Below are 16,887 nucleotides of genomic sequence, written 5' to 3' on the forward strand. Positions count from 1 at the left end.
GAAAGGAACTCGCCATGGGCCAGGAACAGTCCGCATCGCCGCACGACTCGGCACTGCCGAAAAACCCCGAAGGAATACCGGTGGTCTCCCTGGACCAGGCGCACGCCCCCACCAAGGTTCTGGGTAACTAGTGTCCTGAGTCGTTGATTCGCTGGCAGTAGGCGGCGAGGGTCTCGAGGATCTCGTCGGCGGTCTTGGCCCAGACGAACGGCTTCGGGTCCTTGTTCCAGGCGTTGATCCATCGGCGGATGTCGGCTTCGAGTTCGACGACCGAGCGGTGCGTCGATCGGCGCAGCTTGCGGGTGGTCAGCTCCGCGAACCAGCGCTCGACCAGGTTCATCCACGACGCCGAGGTCGGGGTGAAGTGCAGGTGGAAGCGGGGGTGGCGCAGCAGCCAGTTCTTCACCGCCGGGGTCTTGTGGGTGGCGTAGTTGTCCAGGACCAGGTGCAGGTCGTAGCCCTTCGGGACCGAGGAGTCGATCAGCTTGAGGAAGCGCAGGAACTCCTGGTGACGGTGCCGCCGGAAGGTCTGCGCGATCACCGACCCGGACGTCGGGTCGAGCGCGGCGAACAGGCTGGTCGTGCCATGGCGGACGTAGTCGTGGGTCATCCGCTGCGGGGTACCCGGCATCAGGGGCAGCACCGGTGCCGTGCGATCCAAAGCTTGCACCTGCGACTTTTCGTCGACGCAGAGCACGATCGCCTTCTCCGGCGGGTCGAGGTAGACCCCGACCACGTCACGGACCTTGTCCACGAACAGCGGGTCGGTGGACAGCTTCCACGTCTCGACCAGATGCGGCTTCAACCCGAACGCCCGCCACATCCGTGACACCGTCGACTGCGACAGCCCACTGGCCCTCGCCATCGACCGCGATGTCCAATGGGTATCGCCGTTCGGTGGCTTCTCCTCCAACGTCCTCGCGATCACCGCCTCGACCTGGGCGTCGGTGACCTTCCGAGGCGCTCCCGGACGTGCCTCGTCTGACAGGCCCTCCAGCCGGTCGACCGCGAACCGCTCCCGCCATTTCGCGACCGTTCCCCGGGTGATCCCGAGCTCGGCCGCGACCCCCGAGTTCGTCCCACCGTCCGCGCAGGCCAGCACGATCCGCGAGCGCAACGCCAGCGCCTGCGCGGTCTTCCGCCGTCGGGCCCAGCCCTCCAGCACCGCACGCTCAGCAGACGACAACTCGATGGGATCCGCGCTCGGGCCAGGCACCAGCCCATTCTATCTGCACACGAATCAACGACTCAGGACACTAGTCAGGTAGTTTTTGATCTTGAGTTAGCTGATCGCGGGCATCCAGGGACGGCCCTCGGCAAGTTGGACGAGAGCGTCGAACAGGCTGATGCCGTGTTTGGTGGCGGTGGACAGGTAGCTGCGGATCGCGCAGAACTGGCGGGCGCCGGTGAGCGTGCGTAGGCAGCCGGATACCTTCTGCCGTAGTTTGATCATGCGGATGTCGCGTTCGGAGCCGTTGTTGTCCGCGGGAACCCGCCAGTCGCGGGTGAACCGAAGGTAGTCGGCTTCGCGGTCGACGAGCCGGCAGGCCAGGGCATGGCGGGCGGCCATGAGTTTCGTGCCGCGCGGCGAGGTCTGGCTGATCCCGATGTGAGCGGCGTGGCGCAGCTGCCGGGTCTGGGTGGCCGGTGCCTGCTCGTCGATGGTGACGCCGGTAGTGGCGGCGTCGACGGCGAGGCGGTGCAGGGCGACGAGCGCGTCGCCTGCCTGGGCGGCCCAGCACCAGGTTCCCGTCGGGGCCGCGTCGACGACGGCCTGTAGTTCGCGCAGCACGTGAGCGACGCACAGCTGGTGGGTGGCGCCGGTGTAGCTGTCGTAGGGGGCCCAGGCGTCGTGGACCACCACCCCACCGAAGGCGGGAAGCACCCCGAGGGCGTCGATCCCGCCGCTGCCGCGGGTGGCATGGCAGTCGATCAGCGTGTACTTGTCGGTGCGGGCGCAGTGCACCCAGTGCAGTTTCCCGGCGACCCGCAGCCCCGTCTCATCGGCCCCGATCACGTCGGCGGCGGCCAGCAGACCCCGGACGGTGTCACGGAAGCCGTCGAGTCCGGCGGCGGCACGGGCGGTCATCGCACCGACCGTGCCCGCCGAGATCGGGATCCCAACCAGCTCGGCCAGCGCGGTCGCGGTCCGCTCCTGCGACAGGAACTGACCGGAATACAGGTAGACCACCGCCGCGGCCACCCGCGGCCCGTACTGCACCGGCGCGTCCACCCCGGCCGGTGCCGCCGCCTTCGTCCGCGTCCCGCAGCCGCACTCCCGCTCGATGAGCTGATGTTCGACCACATGCGGACGTAGTTCGGGCAGGTCGAACACCTGCCGCCGTTCGGTCCGGGTCACAGGCCGGCCCGCAAGCCCCGCCCCGCACCCCGCACACGGCCCCGGCTCATGCCGCAGGCGCACATCAGGCTCAGCGAGCATCCGCAGCGTCGATCCCGGATGCCCGCCCTGCCCACCGGGCCTGCGGCCGGTCTTCTTCCGCAGCGACTTCGGTGGCGGTTTCGCCAGCCCGTCCGAACTCGGTGGCTTCGCCGAGTTCCGCGAGTTCTTCGCGACCTGAGCTTCCAGCTCGGCGATCCGCACCCGCGCCTGTTCCAACGCCGCAGCGGTCTCGACCAGCTGCGCCCGCAGACTCACCACCAGCGCCGCGAGCTCGTCATACGACGGCACCGGCGGCGACGCGGGCGGACCATCCGACACACCCGGACCCTACGGCCCGATCAACCACACAGCACCAACGACCCGGGCCTTCAGGCCATCGAGGAGTCCCAGCCAGCCGGGAAACCAAAAACAAACGATCTACCAGACCTGACCAGTTACGGTTCTGGCACACGAAGAAATGGTCCGTAAATTCGTGAACGGCGAGGAGATCCGCCCGATCCACATGCGGATCGGCATCATGGGCGCCTGCAACATGCGATGCAAATTCTGCAACTTCTACGACCTGTTCTCCTTCAAGGACTCGATAAAAACCGATGCCGCCGTCAGGCTCATGCACGAGTTCGCCGCCACCGGCGGCCGGGCGGTCACCTTCTGCGGCAGCGGCGAATGCACGATCCATCCGGGCTACCAGCAGATCACCCGCGCCGCGGCCGCGGCCGGGCTGCGGATCGGGCTGATCACCAACGGGTCCCGGCTGACCCACCCGGGCATCAGGGAATGCGTGGCCGAGACCCACACCTGGGTCCGGATCGGCCTCAACGCCGGCACCGAGAAGACCTTCAACGACATCACCCACGACCGTGACGGCACCTTCGGGACATTTCTGGAGTCGCCGGGCCGGCTACGCGCCGCCGCCGTCGACCCGGATTTCCGCATCGGATTCAACTTCGTCATCACCGCCCAGAACTACCGCGAAATCCGCCAGGCGGCCCGACTCGCACATGACTCAGGCGCCCACTACGTGCGCTTCGAGCCCGAGTTCTACAGTGGCCTCGGACACGACACGATCAAGACCATGATGGCCGATATCACAGCCGGGTTGAACGACGCGGCGGAGATGGCGACAACAGATTTCGAGGTTTCAGTACCCAAACTCGATCGGGGCCCCATGGACCAGGTGGAGGAGGTCGAGGGCGACTTCGAAAAATGCCACTACAGCCGTTTCGTCACCGCCGTCGGCGCCGACGGAAATCTGTATCCCTGCCCGCAGGTGCACCTCAACAGCCGCTATCTGATCGGGAACGTGCTGAAGGAAGGATACCTACAGATACTCGAGGGCGGAAGGCGGGCCTCGTGGGAGGAATCCAACCCACAGCGCACCGATCTGTACAAGTCCTGCTTCTACCGGCCGCAGAACGAACTCCTGGAGTGGCTCCGGCGCGGGAAGATCCACCTGGACGACGCGCTCGATTCCTACCGCGTCGAGGTCCCCGCCACCCTGCACGCCGACTTCGTCTGACCACCCGCTCCGTCTGATCGACTGTAAGGATCGCCCGTGCAGAGTTCCCGGCTACGACGCAGGTTCGCCGATGAAACCGCGCTGCGTCACACGTCGTCCGAGCGGACCGACCCGGCCGGCCAGAACCGGCGGATCCGCTCCGCCGTCGCTCGGCTCGCCCACGTCGACCCCGGCTCCGTCACCCCGCTGGAAACCATGCGGCGGACCACCGGGGAGCTGCCGGGGCTCCGGGTCGAGCGGTACGAGCTTCGTTCCCCTGCGCGGGACGGCATCCGGGCGGTGCTGCTGGCGCCCTCCGGACCGCCCCGTCCTCGGCCGGCGGTACTGGTCAGCCCGGGCCGGCGGGCGGTCCTGGAGCAGGTCACCGGGTTGAAGCCGCCCGATCACCCGGACCGCAACATCGCTGAGCGGCTGGCCCGGGCCGGACTGCTCACCCTCACCGTCGACTATGGACTCGACGGCGGCCTGCCAGCCGCCCTGCTCTCCGGCCGGGACGAGGCCGCGGTCCTCACCCAGGCGTTCAGCCTCGGTAGCCAGCCGCTGCTGGGCGCGCTGGTCGAGGACGCCCTCGGCGCGCTCGGCTGGCTGCGCGGGCACCCGGACGCCGACCCGGAGCGGATCGGGCTGTTCGGCCACAGCCTGGGCGCCGCCGTCGCCCTGCACACCGCCCTGCTGCAGGACGGCGAACCACTCCCGCTCTGCGCCGCCAGCCACCTCGGCAGCTACCCGCTGCTCCACGGCGAACTCCTCAGCGGCAACCCGGTGGCCATGCTCCCGGGCATCCTGCGCCATGCCGACCTGCCCGACCTCTACGCCGCTCTCTGCCCGGCACCACTCCAGGTCCAGTACGGCACCATCGACCCGACGCTGAGCCGTCAGGACACCGAGTCGGCCGCCGAACAGCTCCGCAAGGCCTACGCGCTGGGCTCCGCCCAACACCGGCTGGAGATTCTCGGCCTGCCCATGGGCCACGCCACCGATCCCGAACGTGCCACCGCCTTCTTCCTCGACGCCCTCGGCAAGAACGCTGTCCGGCCCGCCGTACCGGTGCCCGCGCTACGGCTCCGGTTCGACGTCGCGGCCCGCCGGGAGGTGACGGACCGGGTCGACGAGGCGCTGGCCTCCGGGACACTCACCCTCGGCCCGCAGGTCGCCGAGTTCGAGGCCCGGGCCGAACCCTGGGTGGGTCGGGAGGCGGTCGCGGTCAGCTCCGGCTCGGCCGCGCTGGAGATCGCTTTCCGTACCATCGGGGTGGCCGGCCGCACCGTGCTGGTCCCGGTCAACACCTTCTTCGCCACCGCCGCGGCCGCCGTCCGCGCCGGGGCCGTCGTGGACTTCGTCGACATGGAGCTCGACGGCCTGGGGCTGGACCCCGCATCGCTGGAACAGGCCCTGGAGCGGCACCCCGATGTGGCGGCCGTCGCCGTGGTCCACATCGGCGGCGTGATCTCCCCCGCGATCCACCAGGTCACCGAAACCTGCCGGGCCCGGGGGATCCCGCTGGTCGAGGACGCGGCGCACGCCTTCGGCTCCCGTCTCGACGGGGCCCCGGCCGGCACCTTCGGCTCCTACGGAGCGTTCTCGCTCTACCCGACCAAGGTTCTGACCAGCGCCGAAGGCGGTATCCTGACCACCCCCGGCCCCGCCGAACTGGACACCGTCCGCCGGCTGCGGGACCACGGCAAGGTGGCCTACGAGGCAGGCCTGCACGACTGCCCCGGCAGCAACTGGCGGATGAGCGAGGTGCACGCGGCCATCGGTCTCGCCCAACTGGAGCGCTTCGACGCGGCGACCCGGGCCCGGCAGGCGCTCGCCGCCCGGTACGACGAACATCTGTCCGGGGTGCCTGGACTCCGCCGCTATGACGTCCCGGCCGGGGTCACCGCCAACGGCTACAAGTACCTGGCGTACCTGCCGGACGGTGTCGACCGGGCCACCCTCAAGGCCCGGCTGCGCACCCGGCACGGTGTCGCCCTGGCCGGTGAGGTCTACGACACCCTGCTCTGCGAGCAGCCGTATTTCACCGCCCAGGGTGCCCCGCCGGCCCGGGACTTTCCGCAGGCCCGCTGGTTCGCCGCCCACCACATCTGCCTGCCGCTCTACCCGTCGATCACCCCCGCCCAGCAGCAACGCACCCTGGCCGCCCTCCGTACCGAACTGGCCAACCTCTGCTGACCCGTCACCCACCCCGCAGGGAGCGGACATCGCGATGACCACGGCACGCCCGGTAAGTGGGCTGACCTCCAACGGAGCGGCCATCCCCTTCAACGACACCTACTTCGTGCCGATGACGGACAGCTCCGACCTGCTCGCCGAGCCCACCGCGCTCCGCGAGCGGCTGCGCCGTGACGGCCACCTCCTGCTCCGTGGAGTCCTCGACCCGGACGAGGTGCTGCGACTGCGCGAGCAGTACTTCGCCCAGCTCGACCCCGGATTCCTCGCCCCGGGAACACCACCGGTCAGCGGTGTCTACTCGGGTACCGTGCCCGCCGGAACAGGGGAGTACGGAGTACCCGGCCACCCGGCCCACAGCTTCGTCCGCTCCCCGCAGTTCCAGCGGTTCAGCGAGCAGCCGGTGCTGCGCCGGCTCGCCGAAACGCTCCTGCAGGGCCCGGCGCAGCTACTACCCCGGAAGATCGTCCGCCACTTCTACCTCGGGTCCCTGCGCGCTTCCCGCGCCCACACCGACTACGAGTACATGACCAGAGGCACCGACCAGTTGCTCACCACCTGGATCCCGCTCGGCGACTGCCCGCTGCCGATGGGCGGCCTGATCTACCTCGAAGGCTCCCACACCCTGACCCCCGACCAGCTGGACCCGTTGCGCGACGTCACCGACCGTCCCCACGACTCCCGTCCGATCAGCCACGACCTGCGGTGGACGGCGGAGCGGACGGCCCGCCGCTGGCTGTGGGCCGACTACACCACCGGAGACCTGACCATCCACACCCCGCACATCGTCCACGCCTCTCTGGACACCGGCACCCACCGGATGCGGCTGTCCGCCGACCTCCGCTTCCAGCTCGACGGCGCCCGCACCGACAGCCGCTGGACCCGACCCTGGTCCGCCGATGACGGCGCCTGACCGATCGTCCGACGCCCCGGCGGTTGCCGGTGGCGCCGCCCCGGCCGGCCCGGCCGCCCCCGGCGGAGGCACCGTGCCGGTGTTCCGGCGGGGTGAGTGGTACGACTCGCTGGACTCCGCCCCACTGCCCGGCGGCGGGGGATGGCGGCTGTCACTGGTTCCCCGGGCCCTGATCGCCGCCGATGCCCGGCGCTCCCGTACGCCTCCTGGCCCCCCGCCGGACCACACCCAGCGGCTGCGGATCGTACGCCGTGCCCTGGACCTCTTCGACCAGGGCACTCTGCCGATCGGCAGCCTCGGCGACCAGGACGCGGCCGGTTTCCGGGCAGCGATGGCCTCGGTCGCAGGGCTCCCGGAACCACTCACCGAGCAGTGGATCACCCTGCTCCGCGACAGCCTCCCCGCCGGAACGCCACCGCCCGGGCCGCAGGCCACCCGCACGCTGGTCTCGCTGCCCGCCAACACCTTCACCTGTCTGGTCTCGGTACTCGACGCCGTACTGACCAGCGAAACGGTCTGGATCCGTCCCAGCCGCCGGGAACCGCTCTCCACTGTCCGCATGGTGGCGGCCCTGTTGGCCGCCGGCTGGCCTGCTACACCACTGTCCCCGAGGTCCTCCCCACGCTGATCACCCTTACCGACCGTCAGATCATCTACGGCGGCGACGGCATCGCCGCCCAGCTCCCCGACCTGCCCACCCTCACCCTGCACGGCCCCGGCCGGGGCTGTGCCCTGGTCCCGGCGGACCACGACCCGCAGGCCGCCGCCGACTGGCTGACCCCCCTGGTCGCCGGCAACAGCGGCCGGTTCTGCAAGAACGTCCGCACCGTGCTCTGCGCCGGTGACCCCGCCCCGGTCGCCCGCGTTCTCGGAGCCCGGCTGGACGCCATAGGCATCCAGCCGCCCGACCCTGCCCATCCGCAGGCCGCGATCCCCGACCCCGTCATGGCGCCCCGTATCGCGGAGCTGGCCCACCGGCTGATCCAGCCCGCCGACGAGGTGGTCACCACCCGTCCGCTGCTCCACCGGCACGGCTCGCTGGTCTTCCTGGCCCCCACCCTGATCTGCCTCGCCGACCCCGGCACCCCGGACACGCCGCACCCGCTTCTCGGCCGCGAACTCCCCTTCCCGTTCGCCGCCGTCCTGCGGGCCGGGCCCGCTCTGGCCGACGCGGTCCAGCAGCGTTCACTCTTCGTCCACACGATGCCGGGCGGCCTGTCGCCCGACCAAGGAGTCGACGCATGACCCCAGCCACCGTGCCCCCCACCACCCGCACCCCCGCCGACCTCATGGCGCAACGGCTCCCGGCCCTGCGCCACGGCCTGGACGAGTGGACGCTCCGGATGATCCACTGGCATTTCTCCGAGGCGACCGGCTCACCGTTCTGGCTGCGCCGCCGCGCCACCCTGCCGTTCGACCCGCTCCGCGACATCACCGGCTTCGACTCCCTCGCGCTGTTCGGGTTCTTCGACAAGAACGAACTACGCGCCGCCCGCCCCCGTGACCTCCTCCCGCGTGGCCTGCGCCACCGCCCCTTCCGGGTCTTCGAGACCGGCGGCACCACCGGAGAACCGTGCCGGGTCGTCAACGTCAGCAAGCTCGACGACGAGGTGACCCTCTACCGGGTGATGCTGGAGGTACGGGGTCTGGACGGCGGCGACATCGTCGCCATGACCCCCAGCGGACCCCACCAGTACGCCCACTTCGTCGAACGCCTCGCCGACCGGTGGTGCGGATCCGCCGCCTTCATCGACTTCGACCCCCGCTGGGTGAAGTCCGAGCTCCAGTCGAAGGGCAGTGCCGACAGCTACATCCAGCACCTGACCGCCCAGACCCGCACCCTCCTCGCCCGCCAGCGGCCCTCCCTTCTGTTCACCACCTCCAAGCTGCTGCTCGCCCTGGTCGGCGAGTTCGACGAACCTCTGGCCGCCCACGGCGTGAAGGCTGTGTGCACCGGCGGGACCTCCTGCTCCGCCGAGGAGATCCGCTTCCTGGAGGAGGAGTACCTCCAGGGCGTGCGCTGGATCGACACCTACGGAAACACCCTGGTGGGCCACGCCCTGATGCCCGAGGGGTCCCGCGTCTACCACCTCCCCCCGCCCCTGGCCGTCCAGCGGGTGGTGGACCCCGCCGATCCACTGCGGGAGGTCCCCGTGGGGGCGCGTGGCCGGGTGCTCACCACCACCCTGCTGGAGGACCTCTTCCTTCCCAACCTCCTGGAACGCGACACCGCCCGCCGCACCGGCCCGCATCCCTGGTTCCCCTGGGACGGTGTGACCGACGTCCGCCCCCTGTCCGAGGCGGACGGCGAGCCCGCCGTGGAAGGTGTCTACTGAACCCCGATGACAAGCCACCCCACCGTCGGCATCGACATCGGCGGCACCAAGCTCCTCATGCTCGCCCACCGGCCCGGTCATGACGAGCCCCTGACCGTCCGCGTCGCCACCGGCCCCGGCGCCACCCCCGGCGGCATCGGCACGGCCATCGAGAAGTTCCTCGCCGACCACGGCCTGGCCCCCGTCTCAGTGGGCATCGCCGTCCCCGGGCTGGTCGAGGACGGCCGGGTCGCTGTCTGCGACGTACTGCCCGCGCTCAACGGCTGGCCCGGCCCGGCCGGCCTCGCCGCCCCCCATCTGCTGGTCAACGACATCCGGGCCGCCCTGGCCGAGGAGGCCGCCGACATAGGTGACGCCCGGACCGCCGTGGTGATGCTCTCCGGCACCGCCGTCGGCTCCGCGTACCTCCACCAGGGTCGGGTGGTGCGGGGCGGCCGGGGCTGGGCCGGCGAGGTCGGCAGCATGCCGGTACCCACCCCGCGGGGCGTACGCCGGCTCGACGAACTGGCCGGCGGCGCCTCGATCGTCCAGGCCGCCGGTCTGCCCCCGGCCCAGGTGCGCGCGGCGCTCGCCGCCGGAAACCCCGCCATCCGGGGCGTCGTCGAGGCAGCCGGGGACGCCTTCGGGCTGGCCATGGCCACCCTGCTGAACATCCTCAATCCCGACGTCCTCCGGGTGGGTGGCGGCACTCTCAACTACCCCGGTTACTGGAACGCCGCCCTGGTCACCGCCCGTGCCCGCACCCTCCCCGAGCTCTGGGCCGCCTGCACCGTGGCCCGCATCCAGGTTCCGGACCTGGTGGTGGCCCGAGGCGCCGCCCGGCTGGCCGCAGCCTCAGCCGCGGGCGCCCCCTGGCCCGCCCAGTACCTCTAGCCCTGATCTTTCGCGCGCTTAGTGACAACCGGTACCGAACAACAACCGGTACCGGACACCCTCCGAGGAATGCACGGCTGACCAGGCAGTCCTCCTCATCCCGTACCGTTCGGGAGCGGCAGGCTGTTCCCCGCACGGGCCGCGCACGACTACTGCGATACTTCGACAGATCCTCTCTGGAGATCCGTGCCGGTTACGGATGCGTTCGCGGTGGCCGTCGAGCCGTGCCAGGCTAGGAGGAGCCAGGCTGAAAGGACCATGGCAACGCGGTCATGTTTTCCCGCGCTGCCAGAGATCCAGATCCCACTGGGGGCTGTCTGCTGGGAAAGGTGGCGACCGATCATGATCCACACCAAGAGGTGGACGGTCGACGTACTCCTGACCGAGGACGACGGGCACACCCGCGCGGAGGCGGCGCTGCGCCCGGGACCGCGTTCGGACTCCGAACGCGAGCTGCGGGGCGTCGGGCACGCGCGGCGGCACCCCGCCGACGCCGAGATTCCCAAGATCGGCGATGAGGTCGCGGCATCCCGCGCCCTGTCCGAGCTGGCCCACCTGCTACTCGACGTCGCGGCCGGCCACATCGAGGCTGTCACCCACCAGACGGCCCACCTGCGCATGCCACAGCACCATCAGGGTGTCCGTCCATGATGTCAGGGCGTTCGTCCTTCGTCCCTGATCCGTCCATGGCCGGTACCAGCGGACCCTGACCGTCGGGGCGGTCCTCGATCGCCCCCTCACGCTGGCCGTGTGCCGATGCTCGTCGGGACGTCCGGATGGCAGTACGCCGACTGGCGGGGGTGCTCTACCCGGCCGGGGTGCCGCGGCGTGCCTGGCTGCGGTACTACGCGGACCGGTTCGCGACGGTGGAGTGCAACAACGCCTTCTACCGACTGCCGGCACCCGAGGTCTTCGCGCGCTGGCGGGAGCAGACTCCACCCGACTTCATCATGGCGGTCAAGGCCAGCCGCTTCCTCACCCACGTCAGACGCCTTCGGGACCCGGCCGAGCCCGTCGAACGGTTCCTGGCGCACACCGCCGGTCTCGGCCACCGGCTCGGTCCCGTGCTGCTTCAACTGCCGCCGAACCTGCGCGCCGATCCCGTCCGTCTCGACGCGTGCCTGGGCTGCTTCCCGTCCGACGTCCGGGTGGCCGTGGAACCACGGCATCCGAGCTGGTGGACCGGTGAGGTCCACGGTGTGCTTCGCGCACACGACACGGCACTGTGCTGGGCGGACCGGGGCAGCCGGCCGGTCACACCGCTGTGGCGGCCCGCCGGCTGGGGCTACCTGCGCCTGCACGCTGGTCGTGCCCGCCCCGCCCCCCGGTACGGCCGCCAGGCCCTGAGCAGCTGGATCCGCCGGATCGCCGAGTGCTGGCCGGAGGGAGAGGCCTACGTCTACTTCAACAACGACCACGGCGGAGCCGCCGTCCACGACGCGGCCGAGTTCGCTCGGATGGCCGTCATGGCCGGCCTGCCCACCAGCCGTGTACCGGCGTCGCTGCCAGCGGTTCCGGTGACCGCCCCGGTGGACAGGACCCGCGGCCGGGGACACTTCGAAGATCAGATCGTCGCGCCAGTGCCGTCAACAGCGTTGACTACAGCGATCCACCGGGGATGACCAGGACGGACGGGCCTTTCCTGTCGGAAACGCGATGCGGCCCCCGGTCCGTGATCGACCGGGGGCCGCGAACGGGCCACGAACGGGGAAGAGCCGTGGACGGGAGCTGTCGTTACGGCTTCACGGCCAGGTCGGAGATCGCGGTTCCGGTCGGGAACTGCCCGATCAGATCGACGTGCCCGGTGATCAGGTTGACCGAGTACAGGCCGTACTGCCCGGCGACCGACAGCGTCGCGAACCCGGTGGCGTCGACGGCGCTGCCTCCGGAGACCGTGCTGTAGATGTCGAAACCGGCATTGAGAGCCGGGTCTACGCCGAGGGCGCCGACCGTGGCGAGGGTGCCGTTGTTCGGCGGCGACTGGATCACCAGCTGGTTGAGGTTGGTGTCGATGTCGTACAGCGTGGTACCGGTCGCCGGGTCGCTGTCGTTGTTGGTGTAGGCGATGGCGGTGACGCCGAGGGCGGACGACGGGGTGTCAGCATTCGTCACATGGGCGACGACGTCGTGGTGCAGGTTCTGGCTCGAGTCACTGACGACGCGCAGCAGGCCGTTGACGGGGTTGAAGTCAACGCCGAAAGAGGTGAAACCGGACGGTGGGCCACCCAGGTGGGACACGCCGGTGGCCACCCCGGTGGCCACCCCGGTGGTGGTGTTCAGCGTGTAGACACCGCCACCGTTGCCCACGCCGTAGAGCAGCCCGTCCTGGGGCCGGTAGTCGATCCCGATGAGCAGGGTGTCCTGGCCGATGAGCCCGGTGACGGGCACCCCCGATCCCGCGCGCTGCGGGGAGCGAACGGAGAACGGGACCAGCCTGCTGCCGTCGCTGGTCAGGCCGACCGCCTGCAGGTTGGACGGCCTGGAGCCCGCCCCGCCCGGGGCTGCGACGGCGGCCTGCCCGGACAGCAACGGCACGGCCCCCAGGCTGCCAGCCAGCACAGCGGTGGCGAACGCCGCTTTCAGCTTCCTACACACAGTTGCTCCTTTGTTCCTTGGCCAACTCATGCACCGGCAGCTCGCGCACTGGCGCGGCGCTGCGGGACACGTCGCCTCAACAGCGACGAGATGGCCGGGTAACGACTTTCCGTAGTTGACCGACCACGACATGAAGTAGACACGTAGAGCAACCATAAGTCAACTATCTGCCAACAAGGACACTACAAACAGTGACTTCGCCCGGAGCGGGACAACAGGAGCAGCAGCACACAGCGACATCGTGCACACAGCGGCACAATGGATGGCGTGGGCCGCGGTGACCGCCGGCGGGTTCCTACTCCCAGCCGAGCTCGGCGAGCCGCCCGTCGTCGATACCGAAGTGATGGGCCACCTCGTGGATGACGGTCACCCGCACCTGCTCGACGACCTGTTCCTCGGTGCGGCCCAGGTCGCAGATCGGCCACCGGTAGATCGTGATCCGGTCCGGCAGCACCCCGCTGTACCAGTCACCCCGCTGCGTCAGCGGCACGCCCTCGTAGAGCCCGAGCAGCCCCGGTGACGGCGGCTCGTCTTCGACGACGACCGCGATGTTGGACATCTGGCGGCCGAGCTGGGGCGGCAGGCTGTCCAGCGCCTCGGCCACCAGGTCCTCGAAGCGCTGCCTGGACACCTCGACCACGTCGGTGAACCTACATCCCGCCGCCGTCCCGCCGCCGGTCGCGGGGAACGAACAGGCCCAGGGAACCTCGGGAACACTCAGGGAACATTGGGCGTCATCCGCTGCTTCTAATGACGTAATTATGTAAGCAGGATGGGAGGCCAGGATGCAGGATCCGCTCGATGCCTACTCACAGGTCGTCACCCGAGTCGCCGCAACCGTCTCCCCCGCCGTCGCGAGCCTGCGGGTACTGACGCCGCGCGGCGAGGGAGCCGGATCCGCCGTGGTCTTCACCGACGACGGCTTCCTGCTCACCTCCGCCCACGTCGTCGACAGTGGATCGAGGCGCACGGGACGACAGGCCGGCCGCGGCGGCGCGGCGGGCCTGGCCGAGTTCGCCGACGGCACCCACAGCGAGGTGGACGTGATCGGCGCCGATCCGCTCTCCGACCTCGCGGTGCTGCGGGCCCGCGGCGGCACGCCGGCCCCGGCGACGCTCGGCGACGCCGCCACACTCTCCGTCGGTCAGCTCGTCGTCGCGGTGGGCAACCCGCTGGGCCTGACCGGCAGTGTCACCGCGGGGGTCGTCAGCGCGCTCGGGCGCTCCCTGCCCACCCGGGCCGGCGCCACCGTCCGCGTCATCGACGAAGTGATCCAGACGGACGCGGCGCTCAACCCGGGCAACTCCGGCGGCGCGCTGGTCACCGCCGACTGCCACGTCGTCGGGGTGAACACCGCCGTCGCCGGGATCGGGCTCGGGCTCGCCGTCCCGGTCAACACCACCACCCGTCACATCCTCGCCGCGCTCATGCGCGACGGCCGGGTACGGCGCGCCTACCTGGGGGTCGCCAGCACCCGGGCACCGCTGCCGCCGCACCTGGCCGAGCGGTTCGGTCGGCGGCACGGCGTGCGGCTGGCCGAGGTCGTCGTGAGCAGCCCGGCCGGTCGTGCCGGCCTGTTCGCCGACGATCTGGTGCTCTCCGTCGCCGGGCAGCCGGTCGCCACCCCGGGGGACCTGCAACGGCTGATGACCGAGGACACCATCGGCCGCCCGCTCGAACTGACCGTGTGGCGGCGCGGCGCGCTCGTCGACGTCATCGTCGTCCCGCAGGAACTGGCGCTGACCTGACGGCCGTTGTCCAGCGGTACGCACCGTCCGCGGCGGCCCCGGCCTGGTGGGCCAGGGCCGGGGCCGCCCGCGGACGGTGGCGCCCCGGGCACCCGAGGGAGGGGGAGGTACCCAGGGCCGTCAGTAGCACCCAGCTGTCAGCCGCATGGGAACAGCTGGGCGTAGGTGCGGGCGCCGACTATTCCGTCGGCCACGAGGCCGTGCTGCCGCTGGTAATCCTTCACCACCCTGGTGGTCCGCGGACCGAATATTCCGTCGACCGCGAGAGAGTATCCGAGATCGGTCAGCCGCTGCTGTACCCTGGCCACCTCGGTACGCGGTTTACTGCCGTTTCTCACGGTCGCCGCGGACGATGGGACCGAACAGTTCCGGCTGGTGTAGCTGATCCCGCTGACGGCCGGGACAGGGGTGCTCGACCGTGTTGTCGACGCGCTCGCCGGGCTGGCTTTCACCGCCGCCGCGGCGGTGTTTCCCCGCGTCAGATAACGATGGTAGGAACCATTGGTGTAGGCGCTCCAGGCACGCACGCCCTGGCTGTCGCACACCTTCTTCGCAGCCCACGCGTTGGTGGCCGGGTCGTAGAGGTTCCTGCCCGCCAGCCAGCTCGCGTGGACCCGCGCGTTGATCTGCCAGAGCCCGCGGGAGTCCTCACCGCGCGCGTTACGCGCCTTGGCGTTGCCACCGGACTCCGCGAGCGCCACCGCCACCCAGGTGCCCAGCGGCACCCCTCGGCAGCTGGGCAGCCCCGCGTTCGCGGCGACGCGGGCGATGGTCGTGTCGGTGACGACGGCGGACCCGGACGTCCCGGCCGCGCTGGCCGGAGCCGCGGTCAGCATCATTCCAGCCGTCGTCCCGATGAGCCCGACGGTGCCCGCTAATGCGGCGCCGTTGCACCGACCGGGTTTTCTGTGCCTTCCCCTGGCCATAATCAGACTCTCACCTAAAATATCGTCGAAAGGATCGCCCGTTGCCGGAAATGCCGGCACAGTACTCTCTAGGGCCGGCTCGAGAACTATATTTCCCGAGTTCTCTACCAGCCGCTGGGAAAACGTCATTCGGGTCGCCGAACAGGCCGTTCACCACATTGCTTCAGGAGGCTCCGGTGTCGCCCCCAGAGCGCCAAAAAGGCAATTCAATGCGTTTCTACAGGCGTTTTTTGAACACCCGGAACGGGAGCCAAAAGAATCCGACGGTGTTCCGAGAAAATCTGTCCGGCAACAACCGGGAGAAATTTTCGTGGCGTCCACCCGTGGTTTCCCGCGCTGTCCGCCCGGGGCTCCTGGACACCCCGTGGCCGCCAGCCCGGCCCGGGCGGTCGGTCACCTGATACGGCCGACCAGATAGTTACTGGTGTAGACCTTCTGGAGCCGGACCACGGCCCCGGTGTGCGGGGAGGCCCACATCATCCCGTTCCCGGCGTAGACACCCACATGGTGGATGCCTCCCGGCCGGCCGAAGAAAATGAGGTCACCGGGCTGCCGGGCGTTCTTCGACAGCTTCTGGGAGGCGTTGTACTGCGCGTTGGCTGTCCGCGGGACGCTGCGGCCAAGCTGCTTGTAGATGTACCGGACGAGGCCGGAGCAGTCGAACGCCCGCGGCCCCTCGGCACCCCACACGTACGGCTTGCCGGCCTGCTTCGACGCCAGATAGACGAGCTTCGCCCCGAAGCCGCTGGCGGAGGACGTCGAGAAACTCACCGGTTGCGCCGCCAGCGTGCCCGTGCCCGTGGTGGCGGCCGGGGTGATCGTAAAGGCGGCTGACCGGGCAGCGTTCGTGCTGGTCGCGGTGGTCGTACTGGTCGTGGCGGCGTCGGTCCGGCCCGTCCCGCCCGTGTCCAGGCCCCGGTCGTTCGCCAGGGCCGGCGAGGCCAGCCCGGAGAGGGCGACAGTGCCGGTGGCCGCGGCGGCGACCGCGGTACGCGCCGATATCCGGCCGAGGGTGGAGCGGGTCGTGGGCGCGCGATGACGACCGCGCCTGGGGCCGGGATTGGAATTGGAATTGGAACGATGTACGGCAGCCGGACCTGAATTCACCTGATGTGCAGGCAACGCTGATCCTTCCCATACGCCTGCGAGGTTAGCTGTCGGGTTCGGGCCGGGAAGCCCGGTCGACGCGCGGATACACGCGGCCGACTTCACCCCAAGGACGGCCACCGTGGTGGCGACGTCCGGCGGAAAGGTGGGTCCCCCGCTTCTGTCCTGGCGATCGCTAGTCGGAAGACACCGGACCGTGGACAGAACTCGGCGTGCGGTCCGGTGCCGTTGAGAACCCGGCCAACGTAGCGAACTACTTTCGGTAGTCGCAAGCGGCGGTTTTCTCGGCATGTCGAC

15 protein-coding genes, 1 pseudogene and 1 riboswitch are annotated in these 16,887 nt (G+C 70.1%); of the genes and pseudogenes, 10 read left to right on the plus strand and 6 right to left on the minus strand.

What is annotated here, in order from left to right:
- Positions 1-127: 127 nt before the first annotated feature.
- Positions 128-1,216 carry an IS630 family transposase gene (locus FSYMDG_RS11900; RefSeq protein ID WP_013871712.1) on the minus strand — a complete coding sequence of 363 codons (1,089 nt, stop codon included), beginning with the start codon at positions 1,214-1,216 and terminating at the stop codon, positions 128-130.
- Between the two features lie 66 nt (positions 1,217-1,282).
- Positions 1,283-2,719, minus strand: coding sequence for an IS66 family transposase (gene tnpC / locus FSYMDG_RS11905; protein ID WP_013871651.1), 1,437 nt, complete (start codon positions 2,717-2,719; stop codon positions 1,283-1,285).
- Between the two features lie 139 nt (positions 2,720-2,858).
- Here tnpC and FSYMDG_RS11910 point away from each other — a divergent pair, with 139 nt between their 5' ends.
- The 9 genes and pseudogenes from FSYMDG_RS11910 (at position 2,859) to FSYMDG_RS11950 (ending at position 11,836) form a co-directional block, all read left to right on the plus strand.
- The gene (locus FSYMDG_RS11910; protein WP_013873727.1) at positions 2,859-3,920 is read left to right on the plus strand and encodes a radical SAM protein; all 1,062 of its coding nucleotides are present in this window, start codon (positions 2,859-2,861) and stop codon (positions 3,918-3,920) included.
- A 36-nt stretch (positions 3,921-3,956) separates the two neighbouring features.
- Positions 3,957-6,095, plus strand: a complete 2,139-nt coding sequence (locus FSYMDG_RS23115; RefSeq protein ID WP_013873728.1) for an aminotransferase class I/II-fold pyridoxal phosphate-dependent enzyme — start codon at positions 3,957-3,959, stop codon at positions 6,093-6,095.
- A 34-nt stretch (positions 6,096-6,129) separates the two neighbouring features.
- Positions 6,130-7,005, plus strand: coding sequence for a phytanoyl-CoA dioxygenase family protein (locus tag FSYMDG_RS11920; protein ID WP_013873729.1), 876 nt, complete (start codon positions 6,130-6,132; stop codon positions 7,003-7,005).
- Entirely contained in the window at positions 6,992-7,633 is a 642-nt protein-coding gene (locus tag FSYMDG_RS11925) for a hypothetical protein (protein ID WP_043603544.1), read from the plus strand. The genes FSYMDG_RS11920 and FSYMDG_RS11925 overlap by 14 nt, the downstream gene beginning before the upstream one ends.
- A gap of 200 nt (positions 7,634-7,833) precedes the next feature.
- Positions 7,834-8,250 carry a hypothetical protein gene (locus tag FSYMDG_RS11930; protein WP_043603547.1) on the plus strand — a complete coding sequence of 139 codons (417 nt, stop codon included), beginning with the start codon at positions 7,834-7,836 and terminating at the stop codon, positions 8,248-8,250.
- Positions 8,247-9,341, plus strand: a complete 1,095-nt coding sequence (locus FSYMDG_RS11935) for a hypothetical protein (RefSeq protein WP_013873730.1) — start codon at positions 8,247-8,249, stop codon at positions 9,339-9,341. Before FSYMDG_RS11930 ends, FSYMDG_RS11935 begins: the two co-directional genes overlap by 4 nt.
- Positions 9,342-9,347: 6 nt before the next feature.
- Positions 9,348-10,214, plus strand: a complete 867-nt coding sequence (locus tag FSYMDG_RS11940; protein WP_013873731.1) for an ROK family protein — start codon at positions 9,348-9,350, stop codon at positions 10,212-10,214.
- 342 nt (positions 10,215-10,556) lie between these two features.
- On the plus strand, positions 10,557-10,865 hold the full coding sequence (locus FSYMDG_RS11945) for a DUF1876 domain-containing protein (RefSeq protein ID WP_013873732.1): 309 nt from the start codon (positions 10,557-10,559) through the stop codon (positions 10,863-10,865).
- 99 nt (positions 10,866-10,964) lie between these two features.
- Positions 10,965-11,836: pseudogene (locus FSYMDG_RS11950) on the plus strand (DUF72 domain-containing protein).
- Between the two features lie 112 nt (positions 11,837-11,948).
- Here the strand turns inward: FSYMDG_RS11950 and FSYMDG_RS11955 are convergent.
- Together FSYMDG_RS11955 and FSYMDG_RS11960 are read right to left on the minus strand one after the other, a co-directional pair.
- The gene (locus FSYMDG_RS11955) at positions 11,949-12,809 is read right to left on the minus strand and encodes a DUF4394 domain-containing protein (protein ID WP_013873734.1); all 861 of its coding nucleotides are present in this window, start codon (positions 12,807-12,809) and stop codon (positions 11,949-11,951) included.
- A 295-nt stretch (positions 12,810-13,104) separates the two neighbouring features.
- Entirely contained in the window at positions 13,105-13,449 is a 345-nt protein-coding gene (locus tag FSYMDG_RS11960; RefSeq protein ID WP_013873735.1) for a metallopeptidase family protein, read from the minus strand.
- Between the two features lie 145 nt (positions 13,450-13,594).
- Here FSYMDG_RS11960 and FSYMDG_RS11965 point away from each other — a divergent pair, with 145 nt between their 5' ends.
- A complete protein-coding gene (locus FSYMDG_RS11965) occupies positions 13,595-14,557 on the plus strand; it encodes a S1C family serine protease (RefSeq protein WP_013873736.1) in 963 nt (320 codons plus the stop codon).
- A gap of 137 nt (positions 14,558-14,694) precedes the next feature.
- On the opposite strand, the gene FSYMDG_RS11970 is transcribed toward FSYMDG_RS11965, so the two are convergent.
- Together FSYMDG_RS11970 and FSYMDG_RS29650 are read right to left on the minus strand one after the other, a co-directional pair.
- The gene (locus tag FSYMDG_RS11970; RefSeq protein WP_013873737.1) at positions 14,695-15,483 is read right to left on the minus strand and encodes a peptidoglycan-binding protein; all 789 of its coding nucleotides are present in this window, start codon (positions 15,481-15,483) and stop codon (positions 14,695-14,697) included.
- A gap of 393 nt (positions 15,484-15,876) precedes the next feature.
- Positions 15,877-16,590: an NlpC/P60 family protein gene (locus FSYMDG_RS29650; RefSeq protein ID WP_050803493.1), complete on the minus strand. Its 714-nt coding sequence runs from the start codon at positions 16,588-16,590 to the stop codon at positions 15,877-15,879.
- 18 nt (positions 16,591-16,608) lie between these two features.
- Positions 16,609-16,771: riboswitch (cyclic di-AMP (ydaO/yuaA leader) on the minus strand.
- Between the last annotated feature and the right edge of the window lie 116 nt (positions 16,772-16,887).

The organism is Candidatus Protofrankia datiscae (assembly GCF_000177615.2).
GTDB classification, from domain to species: Bacteria; Actinomycetota; Actinomycetes; order Frankiales; family Frankiaceae; genus Protofrankia; species Protofrankia coriariae.

Bases quoted from the DNA above. Each gene is read 5' to 3' on its own strand.
- FSYMDG_RS11910 (WP_013873727.1), top strand. From the start codon at position 2,859: ATGGTCCGTAAATTCGTGAACGGCGAGGAGATCCGCCCGATCCACATG.
- FSYMDG_RS11920 (WP_013873729.1), top strand. From the start codon at position 6,130: ATGACCACGGCACGCCCGGTAAGTGGGCTGACCTCCAACGGAGCGGCC.
- FSYMDG_RS11925 (WP_043603544.1), top strand. From the start codon at position 6,992: ATGACGGCGCCTGACCGATCGTCCGACGCCCCGGCGGTTGCCGGTGGC.
- FSYMDG_RS11935 (WP_013873730.1), top strand. From the start codon at position 8,247: ATGACCCCAGCCACCGTGCCCCCCACCACCCGCACCCCCGCCGACCTC.
- FSYMDG_RS11940 (WP_013873731.1), top strand. From the start codon at position 9,348: ATGACAAGCCACCCCACCGTCGGCATCGACATCGGCGGCACCAAGCTC.
- FSYMDG_RS11945 (WP_013873732.1), top strand. From the start codon at position 10,557: ATGATCCACACCAAGAGGTGGACGGTCGACGTACTCCTGACCGAGGAC.
- FSYMDG_RS11965 (WP_013873736.1), top strand. From the start codon at position 13,595: ATGCAGGATCCGCTCGATGCCTACTCACAGGTCGTCACCCGAGTCGCC.
- FSYMDG_RS11970 (WP_013873737.1), bottom strand. From the start codon at position 15,483: ATGGCCAGGGGAAGGCACAGAAAACCCGGTCGGTGCAACGGCGCCGCA.